Below are 23342 nucleotides of genomic sequence, written 5' to 3'. Positions count from 1 at the left end.
TGATTATTTCAAAGAAAGCAAAAGGAACCAAGTCTTGCAATGACACATTTATTTTTGATCCCCATGCTTTTTTTAATTCTCCTGCAATTTTAATTAATTTGCAAGGAAAATACTATTACAAAATTACTTAATAACGGACCAGGTCATCCTTTGTTGCTTTGACAGGGCTCGTCTGAGCGTAAAGAACTGCGGACATGTCGGATAAAAGCATAAAACACAGGGTTATATATAAGCTGTAAAGTTTGGGCTTTATCGTTTTAATTACCTCTCGTTGTTTTTAGTAAACCTTTTACTTGCCTTCACACATATGTATAAACCATATTCCAGTTTTTCATGGTCACTACGGTTTTGCATCAGGATATTTTTTACGACATGCCTCCGCTTTTTTATCAAAGGTCTCTTTTCTCTTTTTTGTCTCCACTTTCCATCCGCATTCCTGGAGAACATACCACGCATCGCTCCTTCCGGGTTGATTTCGGGTTGCATAGTATGTATCACAACACTGCTTGGGGGGATATTCCTGAGTCGAACCCATGGGCTGACAGCTATAGTGTGGATAAGAATCCTTGTTCCTGATCTTGGGAAACCAATTTACCGCGTTTTCGTAATACTTCTTTTCACTGCTTATACACTCTTCGTACTGATTTTTCTTTATCTCTTTATCTTTCTGAGGCGCAGGCTGTCCCTCAACCACCACGGCGTAACCTATCTGTGCAAGCCTCGTGTCGGGATTTCCCCTCATCCAGAGTTCCGCCCCAACGGCATGAACACCGGGAGTGCTTCCATTGAACGAGATAGTTTTCCCACTTCCGGTTTCCTTCTCATCTATTAACCATTTGAAATACAAAACAGACTCGGAAACATTTGTCTCTGAGATCATCCCGGTATATGTGCCTGATTGGCCCATCTTTATTTTACCTGGCCCGGAGATATAGATAGATGCCTTTGCCTTTACCTGTTCTTTTTCTTTTGCAATAAGCGAATATGTTGCCTCACCTATTTTCTGAGCTGCCCCGCTTACAGCCCTGAACGCCTCCACCCTGACTGTGTGGCTGCCTTTACACCCGATCTTTAAGGGTTGCGAACTGCTTTTGTTGCCCGATTCCTGGTTGTTCACCGTCCATCTGAAATAATTCTGCGCGCCTTTTGTTTCGGGAGTAAGCGATGCAACAAAAGTCAGCGTATCGCCAACGAATACCTCGGCGCTTGCAGGCGATACCCTGATTGAAACCTCGGCCTTAACCTGTGAAGCACTTTTCAAATTGGCGTAACAATTACGCCCTTCAGCGATCATTTTTCCCGCCTCCTCAAAGGCCGGAACCGACCGGTCATCACCCCCGGACCGTGAAATAAGCAGATCCATCTCCGGACATGGTTCGGGTTTTAATTGTGCGAGCTTTGTCACATCAACAGTAAACCGGTAAAAGTCTTTGATCTTGCCCTCGTGTTCCACGGCGCTTTTGATATCTATTTTCAGCGCATCAACCTGACGGGCAATCTCTAAAATTTCCTGCTGTTCCTTGACGTCTTTCTCATTATAAAAATATTTCACGCCTGTACGAAACCTGGCAAGTGCATTATTGAACTCTGTGACCGTGGCGTTAAGCTGAACGATCTTTTTCACGTAGTCATCCGTGAGTTTGGCGGCGCCTTTAGAAACAGCCTGTATAAAATTCATATATTTCGTAAATTCCTTCTGCGCGTTCACGGCCTGAGTTGCAAGATCGGTCTTTTCGCCGGCAGTGCCTTTCAGCGACGTCATTTCCTGTTGCGCATAGGCGTACTGCGTCTCGGCTTGATCGAGGTATGTCGATTTTATATTGGCCTTGTATGATTCGAGGCCTTTTTCATCAATTTTCCCTTCGCTAAAGGCTTTTATGGTTTGGTTTGAAGCGCTGCATGTTTGCTGGGCGTATTGTTTTACAGCAGTAAGCCGCTTTGTAATGTTGGCATATATTTCAGCAAGATTTTTCACGGCTGCGGATTTTTTGTTTATCTCTTTTGCTGATGTACAAAGGTTTTTAAGCTTTTTAATAGACCCGTCCAGTTGCAGTTGACTGCTGCTTATAGAGCTCACCTGCTTTTGCAGGTTCCATGCCTGCTCATCGAGAGGAACAAAGGATCTCAATTGGGTATCCGCCTCACCCGCCAGCCTTGAAAGTTCCAATGCAAGCTTTCTTAAAGCCCCTATAGGACGGTATTCCTCAACGCGTTTTTCCATTTCCTTTGCTGTTTCCTCGGCGCTGTCGGTCTCCCAGCGAAGCGGGGTATTGATAACCAGATTGGGTATGTCTGCAATGCCTGTCCAGAACGCGGTATTGGCGTCATTGACCGCGTAAAGGTTTGCCTTCAACACTGTCATTGCCTTGGAACAGTCTTTTCTGCCCTGGTTGATGCAATCCTGATACTCTTTGACCGCCTTCTGCGCTGCCGCTTCTCCAATGCCTATGGCCCCGGGTATGCCCGTTGCATAGACAAGCGCCTTGCCTGCGGTTTCTATGGAGCTTTCCCATGGTTTTTCTTCTTTTTTTAAATCTCTGTATATTTTGTCAAACACCAATAAGGCCAGGACAGCGCCTGCGCCTGCCTTAACGCTCGTCGGTGTTTTTACATAGCTGATTACAGGTTCTGCGGGGTTGACCATGGATTTAAACGTGGATTTGAGGTCTTTATATACGTTGTTCCCGACCCTGTTTACAAGTTCGCTTTTGGATATCGTTTTACCGGCGCTGTCCTTATAAACAACGCTTCCATCGGTGTTTGTGACTTTTGTAACCTCGTTTCCGGTAAGCTTCCCTCCAAATTCCGGGTCGCTTTCGGCTATCGCTTTCAAAGAACCGTTTTCTTTCAGCTTGTTTATAATTTTAGTTTCTTTAAGCTTTACAGCCTTGTTTTTGTCTCCTGCCTTAACGGCATCGTTTATCTGTTTGTCCAGATCGTTGTATTCCTGCACGCTTTTGCCATCTACGTTTTTATTGATGTCTACAATCGTCTTTTCCCCTCTTTTTGTGAAGTTATTTATCTTTTGCTTCTTTACCTCAGGGGGGTCTCCGAAATCAACAATACCGGCCTGCTCTGCGGTAGCGCCATTGTAAATCTTTTCCGACTGCCCGGCAATGCCGGCGTCCGAAGGGGCGACCCCGGAAGACTTGATTATCTTATTGACCGCTTTTGCCTGAACGCGTATATCTCCCGTTGATTTGGCGTCAACAAACTTTCTGGTGTGGTCGAGCAACTCCACTTTCTTTGAGGTATTATCACCTATCGACAAATAGGCATCGCTGTCAACTGCCGCCTTGTGGGCAATTTCAGCCTCCAAGGAGGAACTGCCCACAGGATCGGAACCCGGACGTTTATTTATCCATACGGTCGTATCCTGTTTGCCTGTAATCACAAATCTGTCGCCTTTCGGGATTACATTATTGCCTGGCTTTTTTCCCATTGCTTTTGAATATGCATTCGCTGCGTCAAAATCAGCGCTAAGGTCAATGTCGCTGTTGATGCTTGCCGGGTCCCGTCCGGTTGATTTTATCTTTTTTGCAAGTTCAGGAGGGATTTCCTTAATTACTTCGTTATGCTGCTGAATACGCTCCAGATTGTACTTTTCATAGCTTTTTTGAACATCAATTATTGCGGCATCATATTGCGCCTTTACTTTTTTGTATGCCGGGTGTTCTTTCATCGGTAAACCGTCCGCATCGCACGCTTCAGGAGGAATCATTCCTTCAAAACGTTCAGTGACTGCCGCAACATCGTTTTGATACTGCATCCTGCGCGTTTCAAGGTCTTCTGTGTTGCAGGAAGAAGGATGCGCCGTGAAAAAAACATATGCGGCCAGACAAAAAAATATCAAAAATCTATGTTTCATGGCTTCGCCCCCTGAGACTTCCATTCCTCAAACAAGGTAAGCGCATATGCACGGTTTTCATCAGAAGCTCCCTTTTTCTTTATTATCCAGTCCAGTTCCTCCATGGCCTGTACGTTGTTGCTTTGCCTGTGGACGAGTATTGCAAGGGCTATCCGCGCACTGTCCGCATCGGGTTGCTTTTCAAGTATACTTCTGAAAAAAGCGACCCCCCTGTCATATTGTGAATCCAGAATATAGGCTGAACACATCGTTGCAACTGTCGGAGGCGAAATCTTTTTTGAATCTCTCTTTAACGCGGCCTCGAATTGGACAAGAGCGGAAGAAAAATTTCCATGCCTGTAGCAGGACTGACCGAGAAGCAACCGAAGTATATTGTTTTCGGGGCTTAATTCAACGGCCTTTTGCAGCGCGTCTTCAGCCATAATACCGGCCATCTCACCGTCGGCGCCAATCCTGTCGTATGTCTGCCCGAGCAGGGACCAGTAGTCCGGATTGTTAGGCGCAAGCTCGGTTGCGGATTTTGCATAAACAAGGGCAAGCATTTGCGCGTCTTCATCATTTTTCTTAGTTGCCATCTTAGTCAAGCTCAGAGCATATTGATACCTTGTTGCTGCAAGTGCTTCGATATTGGCCCTGCTTGGGTCTTTTTTTATGTTTTCTATAACGGCCAATTCGTTGCGGAACCCTTCAGGCACGCCCTCCAGCTCAATCTTCGGCTTTTTGGAAACGTACAGGGCGTCCTGCAATTTTGCAAGATGCGCATCAAGTTCGGGATCAGGGTAGTATTTCAGGCTTTGTTCGTATTTTACTATTGCAGCCTCTATCTTGCCCTGTTGTTGAAGCACAGCGCCTTCTGCCCGAAGCTTTTTGGCTACCTCCATATACTGTTTTGCAAGGGCATTGCGGAGCACCTTAACATGGTCAGCAAGTTTTGTGTCAGGATAATACCTCTGACTTAGCTCGTATTTATCGATAGCAGCGGCAAGCTGCCCCTTCTTCTGCAAGACCTCCCCTTCTGTACGGAACTTTTTTGCAATCTCCATATTGTTCTTTTGATCATAAGCGCCTGCGGTTGTACCTGTAGCCTGGGCATGGCATATGCCTGGCGATTCGATATCGCTGCCCATAATAGCTTGCAGATTGAAGAACAAAAACAACAAAAAAACCAGTATGATTATTATTTGTTTATGCATGTTTTCGCTCCTTTTTTTTGAAAAGATCCATGCATCAATCAGGGAAAACGAGCCATTCAACTTTACTAACCACATTGTTTCTGAAATAGAAATTTACCTCAGCATAACTACTTTCATGTTCGTACTTGAGCAGATTTTTCTTCTGTTTCGACGGCTTTCCAAGCACATTCATAATATCATCCTTTTTGCTGCCGATACCAATACCGAATTTTGCTTCATATCTGCTGTTGTTAATAGACAACAATATAATGAACTCTTTTTCGTTGTCACCAACCCGATACGTTGCAACTTCAAGCCAGTCGTAATAGAGATGGGATATTTTATCTGTCTGCTTCGGGTTGTGGCGGTTCTTTACGTTCTTTGTCTTAATTTTGTTCGGTTTTCCAAGATTGGCAATAATCTCCTGAACATTATTTCCCAGTGTAAATGCCCAGCCCTTCCATATAAACTCCTCCCTTTTTGATGTAAAACTATTAATAAGTTCTTCTTCCTCATCTATTTCCTCTGCATGCGCAGTTAACACAGGGAATAGGAAGATAAAACATGCCAATAAAGTGATGATAAATCGTTTCACCGTTTTTGATTCCACAATAAAGCTTACTATATTTCTATTGACAACTAAAATATGTTTTACTACGCTTGGAGTAAAGGGGGTGTGCTATGGAAGGTAATTACAAGTCTAAAACATCACTGGGAATTGATGAAAATATCGCGGGCTCACTCTGTTATTTACTGGGGTGGGTCAGCGGCATTGCATTTTTGATACTGGAGAGGAGCAATAAATTTGTCCGGTTTCATGCAATGCAATCCCTAATAACTTTTTTGACCATTACTGCGGCATCTATGATTTTTGGAGTAATCCCATACTTCGGGTGGCTCTTATCTTTGCTCTTATGGATTGTCGGTTTGCTGCTCTGGGTTATCCTGATGTTTAAAACATTGAAGGGGGAGTGGCTCAAGCTCCCTGTAGTGGGTGATTTTGCCGAACGTTTTGTTGAAAAAGATGGGGACATGCAACAACCGGCAGGTCATTTTTGCTGGCAGTGCGGGAAGAGGGTTAACCCATCAAACCTTTTTTGCGGACAGTGCGGAGCAAGGCTGGATGTCAGGGGGGATGCAGCCGAACCCACGCCTGCTGCCAGCCCTGCGCCTGCCGCTTCAAGCGATAAAGAGCCTATTCTGAAGGCAATCGAGCAGGAGCTGTCAAAATATCCTGGTTTGTCTGTAAGCAGGAGCGACAAAACCGATCTGGAAATCAAAAGCGTGCTTGCCGATGCAAACTGGGGTGTGGGCAAAAAGAAGGTTGAATATTCAGCCTGTTTGCTGGTAAAAGATGAGGAGCGGACAGTCATATTCTGGGAGATGATTAAAGAAACTGGTTCAGGGATTGATTTCGGCGGGGGGTTTAAAACTGAAACCTTTAAAAGCGGCAAAACCCTTTTTGGCAAGGTTAAAGAGGTTCAGTATGGTCCTGATGGTAAGGTCATTGACTATGTTTGGGACTACGGAAAAACCCGTTCAGTTATTGAGCAGGCGGTAATGAACAGCGGCTGGAAGTTCAAAACTGTTTTGATGAAAAGTAAAGCAATGTATTAAACAACCTTAAATACTAAGAGAGGTATAAACATGACATGTCTCTATTGTAAGGCGGATATAAAACCGGGCCTCAAATTCTGTACACATTGCGGGCAGTCTCTGGAAGGCGCTATACAGGAAGGTACCTTACAGGAAAGCTCTGCAGCTTATGAGACGCATGAGCAGGTAAGTTCCGGTGCGCCATCCTATGGAGGGACCGGACAGCAGCATGGACCAGGCCGCTGGCTTTACGCACTCTCTGCGCTCATTCTGGTGGTGGGCGTTGCATCTTTTGTGCTTGTGCTTCTGAGCGGCCTGAAAAGTATGGAAAATTCCCTTGCACGGATAGTTGTCCCCGGTAAATACGATATAAACCTGAAAGAGCCCGGAAATTACATCATATTTTACGAATACCAGAGTGTTGTTGGTGGCAAGATCTATAACACGGGTCAGAAAACGCCGAATATGAGGTGCAATATACTATCGAAGATGACCGGGCAACCGGTTCCACTTTCAAGCCCGTCTGCAAGCTATTCCTATTCAACCGGGAGGTCCGGGATCGGGGTGCTGGAATTCACGGCCGGACAGACCGGTCCTTACGAAATCTCCGCCTGGTATCCTGAGGAAAATCTAGGGCCTGAAATAGTCCTTGCCATTGGAAAAGGCTTCGGAACACGGCTAATGACGACAATCCTTACATGTATTGCCATCCTCGGGGGGTCAATAGTACTTGCTGCTGTAATATTTGTCGTAACTCTGATAAAAAGGCGAAGGGCAAGGCAGACACTTTAATAATCACAGGTTATGCTTATTGTCCTTTTTCGATCCATGAAAGGTTGTTGCGAACTATTTCAAAATCGGGGTCAATCTGCAAAGCTTTATTGTAAGCCTCTTTTGCCTTATCGTATTGCCCGGCAAGGCAATACGCATATCCGAGGTTATTGAAGACTCGTGCCTTCTGAGGAGACTTGCGGGCCGTATCCTCCCATAGCACAATCTCACTTCGATACACATTATTGCGTGCAATGGTAAAACACCCAAGCAGCAACAATATGCAGAAGGTAAATACAAAAAATATCTTTTTGTTTCTAATATATACATTAAAAAGGACACCAAATGCCGCGCTTATAACGAGAAAAGCTCCGAATCCCCCTGAATAGAAGTGTCTTTCGTTAATAATATCATTACGTGGCACAAAAATATTGACAAACATTACATGAAGGAAAAACCAGAGAATACCGAAGGATAACCATGGTGTTCTGCGTAATGTAATAATTCCGACAAACAAAAAAAGCGCCAGGAAGGCAGCTTCAAGGATTACCGGTAATGACCATGTTGCAATTACGGGCAAATCAGGGTCTATATTGAGTCCTGTAAGTAAAAACAGCCGGGATAAAAGATACGTAACCCCATGAATCTGGCTTAGAAGATTAGCATAAAACCCCCGCAGTTCAAAGCTGAACGCGAGGAGCTTTCCATAACGGGCATGGGTAATAAGGATAAGTAACAGAAGAAGGAACAGCAGCCAGTGCACACCCTGCCTCTTAATGATGGAGCGAAAAGAGAAGGGCTGCAGCCTGTCTGTTATCTCCCAGAGAAGAAGTGCAAGAGGCAATGTGACAGCCACTTCTTTTGTTGCAACGCTCAAGATAAAGAAAAGGGGAGAGAGAACATACAGAAAAAGCTTGCGGTTTCCGATTCTTCCGTAGACATATACAAGGAGGCTCCCCAGATAGAATGCGCTCATGAGAGAAACAGATCTGCCGCTGATGTATGTTACGGCCTCTGTCTGAATAGGGTGAAGACCGAACAGCAGGGCAGCGAGAATGGCGATGCTGCGCTGCACATGTAATGCAAACTGTGACTGGTTTTCAAGGAACTTCCGTGTAAGGGCATATATGAGAACAGCATTTACAGCATGAATAATGATATTAAACAGATGGAAACCGAAAAGTCCCATACCTGAAGTCCAGTTCATGGTATAGGTAAATTTAAGAAACGGTCTGATGCCTCGGCTTGCATCTGCCCACCATGCTGCCCAGGAATGAATAACGGGGCTAAAGACAATCACGTTGTAATCATCAAACTGAAAACTACCCCGGAAGGCGTTAAGATAGATGAGGAGGGTGGGGAGAAAGATAACAACAATATCTATTGCAGATTGAAAAAACAGGAAAAGATTTGATTTATTGGCATTACGGGCTTCACCTATGGCTAAGCCCGTAATTTCGTTTGTTTTCAATATATGTTAACGTTTAAAGAAGTCCCCGGCCTTCTTGAAAGTATCGAGGGCATCCTGTACCTTTAAAACTGTAAAAAATATTTTCATTACCCCACCTCATTAAAATATCTTAGCAAAACCCTGCCGGATTCCAATCATCCGGCAGGGTCTATATTGATCTTATGGTTCTATTTTACTATGTAATAAAGACTTTGTGCTTCTCCAGGATCTTCCTGAATTCCTTATGCTTTCTTAAATTTGCAATATCAGGGTCCTTTCTCAGAGAATCATAGCTGTTAAAACCTCTTGCCAGAGCGGCATCGAGCTCATCGAGGCCATAATCGACGCTGCCCATGAGAGAATAGCAGGATGCAAGGTTATAACGTATGTTTGCACTGTCCGGTTTCAGATCTTTTGCCTTTTTCAGGTCATCGAGCGCTTTGTTGTACTTTTTCTGCATCATGTAGGCCACTCCCCTGTTTGAATATGCCTCAGCATAATTGGGGTCTTTCTTTGTGGCATTGGAAAATTCATTGATAGCATTCTCGATGTTTTCGTTGAATATGCCAGATGAATTTGCATTCTTTGCAACGCTCACGTACGACAGGCCCTGTTTAATGTGGGTCCTTACCTCAAGGCTCGGTTCACCGGCTGCCGTTGCCTGTTGTGCTCCGGGTGGTGGAGGTAATGATTGCTGGGTTCCCGGCGGTGGGGGTGGTGGAGGTGGCGGGGGCAGTGATGTCTCCTGTTTTGCAACGACCGGCGCCTCCGGCTTCTGCTGACACCCGACAGCTCCTGTTAAAAGAACGCATAATGTCAGGAAAACGATTAAAAAACCTTTTTTCATGCTGTAACCCTCCTTGTATTTAACGGTACTATCTTTGAATAAATCGCATATTCCAATCCGTATTGGTTGCCATGGCCTGCGGGGTCTGCTCTATGTCGGCCCCCTTTTCCTGTTTTACCTTCTGTGATACGAGGGGTTTTGCATAGGTAAAGGCATCCTTAACCGATCCCCGATATCGCCCAAGCCCGTCTACAAAATAGTAAGTGAATACGCTATTGCGTAACGTATCGGATTCCCAAGATTTTTCCCCTGCACTGCTTGCGCTTATCAGCACTTTTCCGTAGCCATCCTGTAAATCAACGCTTTTTGCGGAGCCCGCCTTTGGCCTGGGCTCGTCTTCAAGGACTATATCCTTTGATCCTAAGAGTCTTTTGCCGTAATCTTTTGAGAGGCCATAACCCTCTTCATCCTCAGCCGCACCGAGTGACTTTCCTCCGGCGGGGAGGAAGCCTGGTACAGCCCTGTAGGCACCGTTGCTGTAGCAGGTATCGAGTATCATGACAAGCCGTTTTGCCTGCAAATTCTCGATGAAATCTTTCAGCATAGTTTCCGTAACAGCAGTTTGCCAGACCCTCTCGCGGGGCTTAACCTCAGTATCATAGGTCACTACATTGACTCCGCCGAACTTGTCCGGCGGCGTTCCGTGACTGCTCATATAAATAACCACAAGGTCGTCGGGACCGGCAGCCTTTTTTATCCCATCCAGATACCGCGCTATATTATCCCTTGTTGCATTTTGATCAGTGAGAAAGTAGACGTTGCTCTTTGAAAAGGCTGCTTTATTTGGATCAACAAGAAAATTATAAAAACTTCCTGCATCCCTGACAGAATACTGCAAAGGGTTAATATTACTCTTGAATTTACCGACACCTACAACAAGGCCATACTTATTCCTTACCGGCCCCGGCGCCCCGCCAGACACGCGTGGTTTGAGAACGGCTGCCCTGCTGAAGAGGCTGCCGAGCCTCCTCTCCCACTCTTTAACCTTGATGTTTTCCGGGGTGACGGGAGATACCCACTTTATACCGACAACGGTCTGGGCGAGCGAGAATGCCAGGTCCACCTCTTTTTCGTCGGAGTATTCGCCCTTCAGCATCACCCTTTTGTACTGATCAAATTCGACAAATCCCTTTGCAATGCTATTGTTTTTAAAGAGATCATTTATTCCGTTAATGTGAGACTCCGTGACAGGCGACTCTGCGGCATGCAGGAGACATGCCGCGGTTATAAACAAACATGCAATACATCCTGTCAATATGTAATGAAAAAATCTTTTCATGATACCACCTCTTTACCACATGGTTGCGGTCAAACAGGCTACCTCTGTGTTTGCTGTTGCGTTTGAAGCTGCTGCCTTCTGGACGAGCATTTCTTTTGCAACTGTGTCTTCTTTGCCCGCTGCTGAAACTTTAAAGGCGATTATATAGCGGCCTTCAGGCACATCCTTCGGTATGTCAAATTTACCGTCTGCCTTTCTCGAACCAGGCGCTGCAGTAATTTCCTGGTCAACGCTGCCGAGTTCAACAAATTCACTCTTTTTCGGGTCAAAATATTTGACTGTCCTTGTCTCGGTGACCTTCATTTCTTTTGTTCCCTCAGGCGCCATCACATAATACGATCCGCTCAGACCGACTGAGCCGCCCTGGAGCACTTTAGTAGGATTTATGTTAAAGTCTTCAATCTTAACAACATTACCCTGTGATGAGTTGTAATTAGCTTTCTGAGCAGTTTCGGCATAGCCTGCAGCAGGCTGGCTTTTGAGTGTGGAATATAGGGAGAGGCACTTGCCCCAGGCATAGGCAAATCCGATAGCGCCTCCTACTGCTGCCCCTACGCCGGCGCCTGCCCAGTCACCTTTTATGAGTCCGCCGGCAATCGCACCAAGGCCGGCACCGCCGATGGTATACATGGCAAAACATTTATTCCTCGCCGCAATCAAATCCTCTTCCGACGTAATCTGGTCGGGAGATGGGAGCATTGATGCACATGATGAGAGCACAAAAACAAAAATTGACAACACAGCAAAAAGTTTCATATATCTCATTTTCATCAGAGTCTCCTATTTATGTCTTAAGTTGATTTCGAGGGTAAGTATCTTCCCATCATCTATATATGATGCCGGAATGACACCATAATTTTCACCGCCACTCGATTCGAGAACGATATCCTTTTTGCCCTTGGGTTCAGGTTTCCAGCCGTTTTTCGGTGATATGACGGCATAAGATGTTTTCTGGTTATCATCCATCACGATATCCTTTGAGCCCTGAAGGTTTGCTAACATTGCGGGAGGAGGAGGCGGAAGACTGCTTGCATCTGCTGTGGCGCCGGGAGGAGGGGGTGGAGGAGGAGGCGGAAGGTTACCCGCATCTGCTGTAGGCCCAGGAGGAGGCGGTAGAGGCGACATTGCCCCCGAAGCCTGTGCAACGGTTGTTGTCCGGGGAGATCCAAGCGGGTTCGGACTGCCGGAAAGCATGATTAACAGCTTTTCAGAACCCGGGTCACCCGAAAAACGGAAATTGCCTGCTTTCGGGATTTCGAGCATACTTAGTCCTTCAATATAATCGTTAAATAAGACATTTGTATTGCCTGACGTTCCTATATTCAAAATTGTGAGATAACCCGGTTTGTTCGTTCTCACGAGGAGTTTAAGACGTTCCCCTGACCTGAAAACACGTGACTTGGGCACAATGTCAAACCTCCCGTCAGGACGCAGCAGGACAAGTTTGTATGAAATTCCCACGTATTTTGCAGGGGCGGCTGCCTGAGTGGCGGCCGGGGCAGACGCGCGCGGACCCGAAGACATCTTTACGGTAGTACCTTCCCCACTGTCAAAAAGGGCTTTGGCGCCTTTTGGTGTCTGGGCAGAAACGCTGTTGCCCAGGAAACAGATAAGAAACAGCACCATAAAAACGACGCAATACTTTTTCATGCTAACCTCCTTGATTTATGTTTAATATATTAATGCTATTCTGATATTGTTCCCGATAAAAGTCAATAAAATCTATAGTAAACATGACCGCAATATTAAATATTTTTCGAGTTCATTCTTCAGTTCATTATTATTATTTACCAAAAAACCCCCCGGCTTTTTTGAACACATCAAGGGCATCTTTTACTTTATCAGCGGGTTGCTGTGGCGACGAAACAGACGGTCTTGAGGATTGAGCATGTGGTGAGGTATACTTCCTTCCGGTATATGCCCGTCCGGTATCGCAACTGCTGCGAGGGGGAGATGTCTGCTGGACTGTCATCGTTCCGATTGCTTCGGCAAAGTCCACTTCTTCACCGGTAGTATCCTGGTAAATAATTGCCTTAAGATTGTAGGTGTACGGGTAGTCAGCGCGGAATCTTAAAGTATCTCCTGTTCCTAATATCTTTGTTCCTCCGACGTACATCCATTTATATTTCAAGTTTTTCTTTACCCATGGCGCAGCATCGGCGTAAACCCGAAACTCAACCATATCACATATCGTTGCAGATGGCCGATTGCTTACCTGAACAGATTTTATAATTGGAGGAATGTCTTCAATGAGCCAGGTGTTGTCTGCATCCCAGTTGACCGATCTGTTTTCGTGGGCAGATATAAATATGGGCTTCAGGTAATTGTCCACTTCAACCATGTAATATGACTTTCCATTGGCGTCATAGATTTCAACCACATTGTATGTGTGCATGCTCCCTGCACCTATGGTGCCTATATATTCCTTCCTTATCGCTTCCGGAACAATGGAAAGTGCATTGTATCCGCTCATTGTACCGACTCTTGCGCCCAATAAACCAAACCTGCCATAATACTGCATACTTTTGATAGCGGTAGCAATGTCTTTCCCGCGATCGCGAGACGCATCGACACAGGAACCGTACTTGCCCGTTACCGGGTCTTTGTTGAACACACGATAATGCCATGTGTCCCTGCCGCCGGTCGCCTCTATCCTTGCCCTTACAACCGATTTAAAATCTTCCATGGAAAAACCAAGGCTATGGACGTATCCGACTTCAAAAAATAATGCATAACATATCACAATCATAGATATAATTGTATTTTTTTTCATCATTGTCTCCTTAATGCCATAAGGCGAGTTTTGCATAATAACTTTGGTTGTTCGTTATCATTCTATCTGAAAAACCATACCTAATATAATAATAATGCATTGGAATTCAACGCCGGACAGATAATACACATCGGATATTTATACCACATTTAAAGCTATAGTCAAGGCCTGTATAAGCATCAAGTCGGTTACGATCAAGAAAAGCTTGTGTTGCCTTTCAAAATAGATTTATATTAGTAATCTAAACGGCCAATACATGGATATACAACAAAAAGCCTCGTTATTTGCAATTATATCAGCCTCTATCCTTGCATTGAGTAAATTTGCAGTGGGATTAATATCCGGTTCCATGGCGGTTGCGGCTTCCGGTCTCGATAGCCTCCTTGACGTCTTTATGTCCGGCATAAATTTTTTTGCCATAAAAAAGGCTGCAAAACCTGCTGATATCGATCACCAGTACGGTCATGGAAAGGCTGCCGATATCGCCGCAGTCATCCAGTCCTTTGTTATAATTTTTTCAGGAATCACAATATTTCATGGCGTAGTAGAGAAATTTCTCCGCAAAGAAGTCATTGCCTATTCAGTTTTCGATCTCGGGGTAATGATACTTTCACTTGCCTTTAGTGCAGTCATCTCAACGGTCTTGAGAAGGATCGGCAACAAGACAGGGTCAAACCCACTGAAGGCAGACGCCCTCCATTATACAAGCGACCTTTATTCAAACTCAGCCGCTATAGCAGCGATTATAATTACCTATTATACCGGTATGACCTATTTCGATTATCTTTTTGCCGTTATCACCGGTTTCATCATCATTTTCTCTGCAATTAAGATATTAAAGACAGGTTTCCTCGGACTTATGGATACGAGGATTCCTGAACCTGTTGAAAAAGAAATTGAAAGCATTATTGAAAAAACCCCATATCCTTACGCCGGATACCATAAGTTCAGAAGCAGGTTTGCTGGCAATAAAAAATACGTGGATTTTCATTTACTCATCTGCAGAAAGGCAAACATCGATGAGTCTCATAAACTGGCAAGTGAAATTGAACATGAATTGGAGAACAACATTGACACTATCGACGTTGTAATCCACATCGAACCATGCTCGTATGACTGTGAGCTGACAGATTTGACCTGTAAAATCACAAGGAATGCGGGCAAGCGTTAATCACCCGCAGCTTACGCTTCTTTCCTGATTTTATAATCCACCGTGAGTGAATAGTGAATAGTGGAAAAGACCGCAATCCGATCTTTAGTTCCTTTGCGGAGTCCACTTTTATCTTTAAAATGCCAGAACATAAGAAAATATTTGAATTTTCCGTGTTGCAGGGTTAGAATTTCAACAAAACAATAATGTCAAGAAAGACGTGAAAAACCTTTTTATTTAGCCACAGACGGACGCAGACAAAAGCTGGACGATATTTTATATCGGCTGCCGACCTGGCGCCCGATATACTCCATGCCCTTCGGGCAGAGTAAAATTTAATATATTCGCCCGTTAGGGCTGAAAGTTTTGGCCCGCCATTGTCGGCGGGGCAAAAAAAACAGAATCTCTTGTCTGCTCCTGTCCGTATTTGTCGAGCGTAAGCGGGCGGCAAAATAAAGGTTTTGATAAAACCTGAATTTAAAAAGGGGAGGAAATAATATGGCGACGAAGAAGACAAGTGTAAATCCTGAGTTCTTGTACGTTCCAGTAGGTAATATCGTAGTGCTGGAACAGGTACGATCTACTATTAGTACAGAAACAGACTCATTTAAGTCGCTTGTGCAATCAATCAAAGACAAGGGTATCTTAGAGCCTCTCCTTGTGACAAAAGGAGACGGCGACTTATACAGCCTCATCTGCGGGGAGAGACGTCTGGAGGCAGCCCGGCAACTCGGACATGAATTAGTACCGGTGAGGGTCATAGAAGCAGGCAAGGAATCAGGTGAGACGATAGCACTTCAACTCACCGAGAACCTCCAACGGGAAGACTTAAACCCCATGGATCAGGCAAAGGGGATATTGGCATATATTCAGGCAAGGCATCCTGATAAGGGGTATGATGTGGACGGGGTGATGAGCGATCTGGTGAAATACGAGATGAGACCTGAAAGTCTGATCAAGGAAATTGTTGACACATTGTCAACAACTGCTGAAATCTCCGGAAAGTCAACACGGACAATGCTTCGCACGATTTCACTTTTAAAGCTTCCTCCTGAGATTCAGGCAGAAATCCGATCAGGAAATCTCCCCGTTTCCCAGGGGTATCTCTTTGCCTCGAACCTCGATTGTCCAGATCGCGACAAGATTTTTGAGGCCATTATGAAAACGCCCACAACCTATCGCGCACTTGAGAAATTGCTCACAGCATATAAGAAGGTCAAACCGGACCCAGTTGTCACAAAGCTCATACCTATGACAAAACAGATTGCCAACTTGCGATCCGTAGAGTCAAGCATTGAGACGGGCATCGCAAAATATACAAAGCCAGACCTTGTAACGCTTCTTGATGAGCTGCATGTTTTCTGCGCTTTAGTGGAACTGCGGATACCGATTGCCCCGGAACCTGCTCCGGAGAAGAAAAAGCCACCACAGGTGTGAGCAGGCGAGAAGAACCGAACCGGCGAGACGGTGTATCGGCGTATCGGTGATGAAGGCAGTGAAAGGAGCGTAGAGCGTAGAGGGGTTAGCCGCGCGCTTCTTCCTGAAAGAGAGTTTTTACCCCTGGCGTTTCATATGCTCGATTTCAAATGATATTCACCAATGCCACATATAAATTTTTGCTTGCAAAATAATTGAAATAGCAGGAGAATGAATAAAGGGGTGTGATTGAGAAAGAAAACTGATAATTCAAGGCTTGATCCTATTTCCTACTAATGGCTATTTTAGCTCATATCGCTGTAAGGATAGTATTAACCGCTTCTATAACTGTTATAATGGCGACGTGTGCCTCTACTGTGCCCCCGAAACCAACACTCCCTAAACAATTTACTCCAGGAGGGGCCACTGAATTTGCGGTTTCGTCGATTCCCGGGCCAAGACCTGGGCACTGTGTAAGAGTTCTTTCAATCGATGGTGGAGGCATCCGCGGTATTATTCCTGCGCTTTTATTGGCCGAAATAGAAAATCAAACTAAACAACCTATTGCCGAACTTTTTGATCTGATGGTTGGTACTTCAACTGGCGGAATCATAGCTTTAGGGCTTTCCAAGCCAGAATTCCAGGATCAATACAAGCCTCAGTATACAGCTCAGCAGTTGGCTGATTTTTATGAGACCAAGGGTGAAATTATTTTCTCCTCTCGCTTCAGCATCCTAAAAAATACCGGACCGTTTTTTCGACCAAAATATGCAACTGAAGGCATAGAGACTGTTTTGAAAGATTTCTTCGGAGATACCCCCCTGGATAGTGCTTTGACTAATGTGCAGATTACAGCTTACGAGATTGAACCGGAGCAGAAGCATTATTTCTTTGATAGCAGCAGATACCCGAACGATGTGTTCTTTATGCGTGATGTTGCACGCGCAGCTTCAGCTGCTCCAACCTACTTTCCTCCGGTAAGGCTTCCGGTTCCAAAAAATATTAATGACGAGGGTTACATCACTCTGATTGATGGAGGTGTTTTTGCTAACAATCCAGCCCTCTATGCACTACTGTCTGCTCCGCACGCCCGGGCAGAACCCCCCTCGAACGACATACTCCTGGTTTCACTGGGCACCGGGGTTGTTCCTATCAAAATACCATTTGAAGATGCATACAATTGGGGGCTTTTGGGCTGGGCCAAACCTCTTGTAAACATCGTTTTTTCAGACCCTGGTGTAGAAAATGACTTATATCGCATAATGCCTGAGCCCGAATATAAATACTATCGTTTTCAGCCGGAATTGAAAGGTTTTAAGGGAGATTTGGATGATGTAAGTCATGACAATATACAAAAGCTGAAACAAGCAGCCCAAAATCTTATTGCAGAACGAGCTGATGATATAAAAGCACTCTGTTACAAATTGAAAATGGAACGAGAACCAAAGTGTCCGCCCAAACGAACAGCCGATCGTCGCATTTGGAAGCCAAGTGAGGGTGAATACTGACACGAAGGAATCGTAGAGGTCAGGCACTGACAAGTGTTATGTTTTGTCCTAATATGAGCCTAAAACAAGGCTTTATGCTTCTTACCGAAACAGAGGCTGCACGGTTTTTGCCTGAGATACACACTGCCTTCCTGTTATCAAGCATTTAGCGCTTACCCTCAACATACAATATTTCATCTGGTAATAATCTGAGATGTTACAAAAACTTAAAACCCGATTAAGACCGAAAAGGATACAGGAATAAGTCGGTTGTCGCTTAACGGCAATCACCTTTCCTTTTTGCCAATTCGTATGCCTTGCAATTCCCCAAACTACACGCCTTCTGAGCATCACTGCACCCATGTGTTTTATCACCCATAAGTAAATATGCTGCCCCCCGTCTTAAGTACGCATCTGTATAATCAGGTTTTAGGTGGATAGCCTCATTATAATCCTTAATAGTCTGCTGGTGCTGGCCGAGATCGTCGTATTCTATCCCCCGGTTGTAGTATGCATCGGCATAATCAGGTTTAAGACGGATAGCCTCATCGTAATCCTTAATTGCCTGTTGGTACTGACCGAGCTTCGTGTATGCTACCCCCCGGTTATAGTATGCATCGGCATAATCAGGTTTAAGACGAATAGTTTTATTCAGATAATCAATGGCTTTTTTGGGGTCAGAGTATTTGCCGTCTTGCCAGAGCGCTGTTGCTTTATCAAACCAGTCCACTGCCATGAGACCCTGTGAGGCTTCTTGAAACTGGCTTTTTAACTGTTCCGTGCTTTGCTTACTTTTCGTGAGACGCTTGTTTTCCTCCTGCAGTTTTGCAACTGTATCGAGCAAATCCTTTTCCTTCTTCCTTGCCTGATTGAGTTGTTCAAGATGTGTCCTATCTGCAAGGAGCTTCTTTGCCCGGCCTTCAAGGACAGAGGTATCTACATTTATTCTGACCACTACCGCAACGCCGAAGGCATCTTTTGTAGCATAATTCTCCTGAGAAACTACCTCTGCCTTGAGTACCCCTGCTGTCAGGGCAAGGGTTTCATTTTTATCGACCTGTGAGTTTTTGACAACGGTGAGACCTTCCACGTAGACCCCTGCCATTTCCAGAGCTTCCCTTTTTGCTCGTGCTACTGCTGCTATCCTTGCATCGTCAGGGGATTGGCTACCCCCAAATGGCTGTTTGACTGTGTGTGTAACGGTTTTCATCTCTCCTGACGCAGGGGAGGGGAAAAATATGCACATACCTATAATAATGGTGAAGCAGAGCAAGGAAACTGTTTGATGAGATGCAATATGCTTCGATTCCATAAACCTCACGAGTCACCCCCTGTGGTTATATCAAGACATAGAAATATTAACTTCAACTATTTTCACTTATATCATGTATAGCTGAAATATTCACTTTTTATTGAGGAAATAGAACCTCACGAGTCACCCCCTGTGGTTATATCAAGACATAGAAATATTAACTTCAACTATTTTCACTTATATCATGTATAGCTGAAATATTCACTTTTTATTGAGGAAATAGAAGATTCACAAGGATGCTGGGAAACTTCCTGTAACAAATAACAACCAATGTTAGCCAAGGGTACAAGATTTCATCCAGCAATCTCCAATATGGATATACAGAAAACATTATTCGTCCGCAATACGTATTTGACTTGCAAAAAGAAAAAAAACGATTAATAATCCTTATAGATACTGCAAATAGACAGTGACATATATAAAGGTCTTCCATTGTTTAGTCCGAGCGTAAGGGGATAGAAAATGGGCTGGGAAAAGACCCGAAAAGAACTGGAAGTTATTAAAAAATCCGCAGATGAAGCCAGTGAATTTGCTGAGAGCATGATCAACACCATACGTGAACCCTTAATCGTTCTAAACCAGGATTTACGGGTAGTCACCGCCAGCCGTTCCTTCTATGACGTCTTTAAGGTAAAACCTGAAGAGACTGTAGGGCAGCTTATTTATGACCTGGGCAATAAACAATGGAATATCCCCAAGCTGCGGGAACTGCTGGAAACCATCCTTCCCCAAAAAACAACCTTTGATGACTATGAGGTTGAACACAATTTTGCTACCATTGGCAGGCGCATAATGCTTCTGAATGCCCGGCAGATTCAAAGAGTGTTGGGCAAAGAACGGATCATTCTCCTGGCCATTGAGGACATCACCGAGCGCAGGGAGATAGAAGCCGGCCTGGAAAAGACCCGAAAAGAACTGGAAGTTATTAAAAAAACCGCAGATGAAGCCAGTGAATTCGCTGAGAGCATCATCAACACCGTGCGTGAACCCTTAATTTCTTTGGATCAAGATCTCAGGGTGGTCACGGTCAGCCGTTCCTTCTATGAAGTCTTCAAGGTAAAACCTGAAGAGACTGTAGGGCAGCTTATTTATGACCTGGGCAATAAACAGTGGAATATCCCCAAGCTGCGGGAACTGCTGGAAACCATCCTTCCCCAAAAGGCAACCTTTGATAACTATGAAGTTGAACACGATTTTGCTACCATTGGCAGGCGCATCATGCTTTTGAATGCCCGGCAGATTCAAAGAGTGTTGGGCAAAGAACGGATCATTCTCCTGGCCATTGAGGACATCACCGAGCGCAGGGAGATAGAAAATGGGTTGGAAAAAGCCCATGAAGAGTTAAAGGAGTTGGCCACCGAGTTAAAACGTACCGCTCGGGTAAAATCTGAATTCCTGGCTAACATGTCGCATGAACTCAGGACCCCGCTTAACTCCATTAACGGTTTCTCTGAGGTATTATCCGACGAGACTTTCGGACCGCTGAATGAGAAGCAGAAGAAATACGTTAATAATGTTTTAACCAGCGGAAAGCACCTTCTCTTACTGATAAATCAGATACTTGATATGGCAAAAGTTGAAGCCGGAAAGATGAAGCTGGCTTTATCCAGCTTACCCATGAAAAGCCTATTAAGTGAGATTTCACTGCTGGTAGCGGATATGGTCAGTAAAAAGAAGCTTCAAATGTTGCTTGAAATAGCCGAAGATCTGCCGAATATTGAGGCGGATGAGCTCAAGGTAAAAGAGATCATTTACAACCTGCTTTCAAACGCAGTTAAATTTACCCCCGAGGGCGGTAAAATTGGCATGAGGGCGAAGAAAGCGGATTCCGAGATAGAAATAGTGGTCTGGGATACGGGGATTGGTATCGCGCCTGAAAACATGGGGAAAATATTTGAAGGGTTTTTCCGTGTCGATACCCCATATTCTCGGGTAACTGAGGGGACCGGACTCGGTTTACCGCTCTCTAGAAAGATGGTTGAGCTGCACGGCGGGAAGCTTTCTGTAGAATCAGAGGGGCTAAATAAAGGCACCTCGGTTTGGTTTACTTTGCCTATTATATCCGGGAGGGTGGTGTGAGATGAGGAAGAAAGCATTGGTTGTCGATGATAATGGAAACAATCTGATGCTGGAAAAAGACCTTTTGGAGGTCGCCGGCTTCGAAGTATTTGAAGCTGAAGATGCTTCCAGCGGAATTGTCATTGCCAGGAGAGAAAAACCGGATATCATAATTATGGATGTGCGGCTTCCAGATATGCGTGGTACCGAAGCCGCCAGGATATTACGTCAAGACAAAGAGACATGCGATATTCCCATTGTTTTTGTGACTGCTTCTGTACTGGCAGAAGGCAGAGAAGAGATAAAAGACATAACGAACGCCGGATTTATCGGTAAGCCGATCAATACGCGCACCTTTGCGAAAGAAATTAGTCAATTTATAAAGTAAGTTTTCCAATATGATTGATAAGGAATTCAAAAGAGGTAGAAGATGAAAGACAAACCGGTAATCTTAGTTGTCGATGACCAGCCCCAAAACATTGAACTTCTCGAAGCATATCTTGTTCCGCAGGGTTATGAAATTGTCAAGGCGGCAAACGGTGAAGAAGCGCTGGGGAAACTTTCCGGGAATCAAATCGATCTGATTCTGCTGGACGTAATGATGCCCGGCATGGATGGTTTTGAAGTTACCCGCAGGGTCAGGCAAGATGATAAACATCGACTACTTCCGATAATTTTGGTTACCATATTGCGGGAAACGGAAGATCGGGTCAAGGGAATTGAAGCAGGTTGTGATGAATTTATTTCATATCCTGTTGATAAGATGGAGCTTTTAGCCAGGGTCGGGTCCCTGCTCAAGGTCAAGGCCTACAACGAATTGATGAGTAATTACCGGAAAGAACTGGAGTCCGAGGTAACCAGGAGGACCGAGGAATTGAAGCATGCCTTGGAGAACCTGCAGCAGGAAATCATCGATCGCAAGCGGGCGGAGGCGGCGTTAACCAAGAGTGAGGAAAAATTCCGCAGTATCTTCGAAAATTCCGTGGAAGGTATCTTCCAGACAACACCAAAAGGGCGGTTCCTCAGTATAAACCAATCATTTGCAAGATTGACCGGATACTCATCACCGGAAGAATTGATCGAATGCATTACAGATTTGGGCCACCAACTCTATGTCAATCCTGAGGATTGCACACAATTCATGGGACTCATTGAAGAGCATGGCATCGTTGAAGGCTATGAGGTAGAGTATTACCGTAAAGATGGCTCTACCATCTGGGTGTCGATTAATGCCCGTTGTGTGCGTGATGAACATGGTGTCCTCATGTACTACGAAGGGACGTTTGAAGATATCGCTAAACGTAAACTTGCCGAACAATCACTCCAACAAACTATGGAGAAACTGAGAAAATCCTTAGCCGGCACTATCCAGGTAGTGTCAATGACTGTAGAGACCCGAGACCCCTATACCGCAGGTCACCAAAGGAAGGTATCAAACCTTGCCCGCACCATTGCACAGGAGATGGGACTCTCAAGCGATACAGTTGATACTATCCGCATGGCGGGCATTATCCATGATATCGGAAAAATCTCAGTCCCTACCGAGATACTAAGTAAACCCGGCAAAATAACCGACATAGAAATGAGCCTCATCAAGGTCCACTCTCAGACAGGCTATGACATACTAAAGGATGTGGGGTTACCGTATCCCATAGCAGAAATAGTCCTTCAACACCACGAGAGATTGGATGGCTCAGGCTATCCCAATGGTCTCAAAGGCAATGACATCCTCCTTGAGGCACAAATCATTTCTGTTGCTGATGTAGTAGAGGCAATGGCTTCATTCCGTCCTTACAGGCCTGCCCTCGGTATAGAGGTGGCCCTGGAGGAGATAGAGAAGAACAAAGGTATTCTCTATGATGAGAAGGTGGTCGAGGTATGCTTGAAGCTGTTCAGCGAGAAGGGGTTCAAGTTAGAGTGAGGAACATGATTACGGCGATGGAGAGAAAAAATTGCAGCGATAATACTATCGCAGGCATCGACGCTTTTAAGTGGTAATAATTGTTCTTCAACGTTTATGAAGCTGTTTGTTTGTAGTCAACCAGTTATCATCTCCCCGCTCACATAATGTGTTCTTTTCGTCAGCATAGCAAATATGGTCCTTATCAGTTTATGCGCTGTTGCAAATAATGCCTTTTTAAACGGCAATCCCTCATCCCTTCT

17 protein-coding genes and 1 pseudogene are annotated in these 23342 nt (G+C 44.9%); 8 read left to right on the top strand and 10 right to left on the bottom strand.

The genetic code is table 11. The features are described 5' to 3' along the window. Positions 1 to 340: 340 nt before the first annotated feature. The 3 genes from NTX75_06690 to NTX75_06680 are packed head-to-tail and all read right to left on the bottom strand — an operon-like array spanning position 341 to position 5650. Positions 341 to 3868: a hypothetical protein gene (locus tag NTX75_06690; protein MCX5815918.1), complete on the bottom strand. Its 3528-nt coding sequence runs from the start codon at positions 3866 to 3868 to the stop codon at positions 341 to 343. Further along, positions 3865 to 5061, bottom strand: a complete 1197-nt coding sequence (locus NTX75_06685) for a tetratricopeptide repeat protein (protein MCX5815917.1) — start codon at positions 5059 to 5061, stop codon at positions 3865 to 3867. The genes NTX75_06690 and NTX75_06685 overlap by 4 nt, the downstream gene beginning before the upstream one ends. Before the next feature lie 34 nt (positions 5062 to 5095). Beyond that, entirely contained in the window at positions 5096 to 5650 is a 555-nt protein-coding gene (locus NTX75_06680; protein MCX5815916.1) for a hypothetical protein, read from the bottom strand. A 71-nt stretch (positions 5651 to 5721) separates the two neighbouring features. On the opposite strand from NTX75_06680, the pseudogene NTX75_06675 reads away from it, so the two are divergent. Together NTX75_06675 and NTX75_06670 are read left to right on the top strand one after the other, a co-directional pair. Beyond that, positions 5722 to 6060 (top strand): annotated as a pseudogene (locus NTX75_06675) (DUF4870 domain-containing protein). Between the two features lie 627 nt (positions 6061 to 6687). Then, positions 6688 to 7428, top strand: coding sequence for a hypothetical protein (locus NTX75_06670; GenBank protein ID MCX5815915.1), 741 nt, complete (start codon positions 6688 to 6690; stop codon positions 7426 to 7428). Between the two features lie 16 nt (positions 7429 to 7444). Here NTX75_06670 and NTX75_06665 read toward each other — a convergent pair whose 3' ends face one another. The 6 genes from NTX75_06665 to NTX75_06640 all read right to left on the bottom strand — a co-directional run bounded on the left by NTX75_06665 (position 7445) and on the right by NTX75_06640 (position 13756). Next, positions 7445 to 8878: a tetratricopeptide repeat protein gene (locus NTX75_06665; GenBank protein ID MCX5815914.1), complete on the bottom strand. Its 1434-nt coding sequence runs from the start codon at positions 8876 to 8878 to the stop codon at positions 7445 to 7447. 175 nt (positions 8879 to 9053) lie between these two features. Continuing rightward, positions 9054 to 9704, bottom strand: a complete 651-nt coding sequence (locus NTX75_06660; protein ID MCX5815913.1) for a tetratricopeptide repeat protein — start codon at positions 9702 to 9704, stop codon at positions 9054 to 9056. A gap of 28 nt (positions 9705 to 9732) precedes the next feature. Continuing rightward, positions 9733 to 10983 (bottom strand): caspase family protein, encoded by a 1251-nt coding sequence (locus tag NTX75_06655; GenBank protein ID MCX5815912.1) that lies wholly within the window; start codon positions 10981 to 10983, stop codon positions 9733 to 9735. A gap of 12 nt (positions 10984 to 10995) precedes the next feature. Beyond that, on the bottom strand, positions 10996 to 11754 hold the full coding sequence (locus NTX75_06650) for a hypothetical protein (GenBank protein ID MCX5815911.1): 759 nt from the start codon (positions 11752 to 11754) through the stop codon (positions 10996 to 10998). Between the two features lie 9 nt (positions 11755 to 11763). After that, on the bottom strand, positions 11764 to 12633 hold the full coding sequence (locus NTX75_06645) for a DUF4384 domain-containing protein (GenBank protein MCX5815910.1): 870 nt from the start codon (positions 12631 to 12633) through the stop codon (positions 11764 to 11766). Between the two features lie 133 nt (positions 12634 to 12766). Beyond that, positions 12767 to 13756, bottom strand: coding sequence for a hypothetical protein (locus tag NTX75_06640; protein MCX5815909.1), 990 nt, complete (start codon positions 13754 to 13756; stop codon positions 12767 to 12769). Between the two features lie 256 nt (positions 13757 to 14012). Here NTX75_06640 and NTX75_06635 point away from each other — a divergent pair, with 256 nt between their 5' ends. The 3 genes from NTX75_06635 to NTX75_06625 all read left to right on the top strand — a co-directional run bounded on the left by NTX75_06635 (position 14013) and on the right by NTX75_06625 (position 17830). Further along, positions 14013 to 14927: a cation diffusion facilitator family transporter gene (locus tag NTX75_06635; GenBank protein MCX5815908.1), complete on the top strand. Its 915-nt coding sequence runs from the start codon at positions 14013 to 14015 to the stop codon at positions 14925 to 14927. Positions 14928 to 15404: 477 nt separating this feature from the next. Further along, a complete protein-coding gene (locus tag NTX75_06630) occupies positions 15405 to 16343 on the top strand; it encodes a ParB/RepB/Spo0J family partition protein (GenBank protein MCX5815907.1) in 939 nt (312 codons plus the stop codon). A 275-nt stretch (positions 16344 to 16618) separates the two neighbouring features. Beyond that, the gene (locus tag NTX75_06625) at positions 16619 to 17830 is read left to right on the top strand and encodes a patatin-like phospholipase family protein (GenBank protein MCX5815906.1); all 1212 of its coding nucleotides are present in this window, start codon (positions 16619 to 16621) and stop codon (positions 17828 to 17830) included. A gap of 256 nt (positions 17831 to 18086) precedes the next feature. Here NTX75_06625 and NTX75_06620 read toward each other — a convergent pair whose 3' ends face one another. Next, positions 18087 to 19121, bottom strand: coding sequence for a tetratricopeptide repeat protein (locus tag NTX75_06620; GenBank protein MCX5815905.1), 1035 nt, complete (start codon positions 19119 to 19121; stop codon positions 18087 to 18089). 462 nt (positions 19122 to 19583) lie between these two features. On the opposite strand from NTX75_06620, the gene NTX75_06615 reads away from it, so the two are divergent. From NTX75_06615 to NTX75_06605, 3 genes are read left to right on the top strand one after another with little or no spacing between them, the layout of a single operon-like run. Then, positions 19584 to 21200 carry a PAS domain-containing sensor histidine kinase gene (locus tag NTX75_06615; protein MCX5815904.1) on the top strand — a complete coding sequence of 539 codons (1617 nt, stop codon included), beginning with the start codon at positions 19584 to 19586 and terminating at the stop codon, positions 21198 to 21200. Position 21201: 1 nt separating this feature from the next. Further along, on the top strand, positions 21202 to 21567 hold the full coding sequence (locus NTX75_06610) for a response regulator (protein ID MCX5815903.1): 366 nt from the start codon (positions 21202 to 21204) through the stop codon (positions 21565 to 21567). A 42-nt stretch (positions 21568 to 21609) separates the two neighbouring features. Further along, complete coding sequence (locus NTX75_06605) at positions 21610 to 23100, top strand: response regulator (GenBank protein MCX5815902.1); 1491 nt, start codon at positions 21610 to 21612, stop codon at positions 23098 to 23100. Positions 23101 to 23342 lie beyond the last annotated feature (242 nt).

This window comes from Pseudomonadota bacterium (genome assembly GCA_026388315.1).
In the GTDB taxonomy this organism is placed as follows: Bacteria; Desulfobacterota; Syntrophorhabdia; order Syntrophorhabdales; family Syntrophorhabdaceae; genus MWEV01.
The sequence above is the reverse complement of the archived record's forward strand: the minus strand, read 5'-3'. Positions and strand labels throughout refer to the sequence as shown.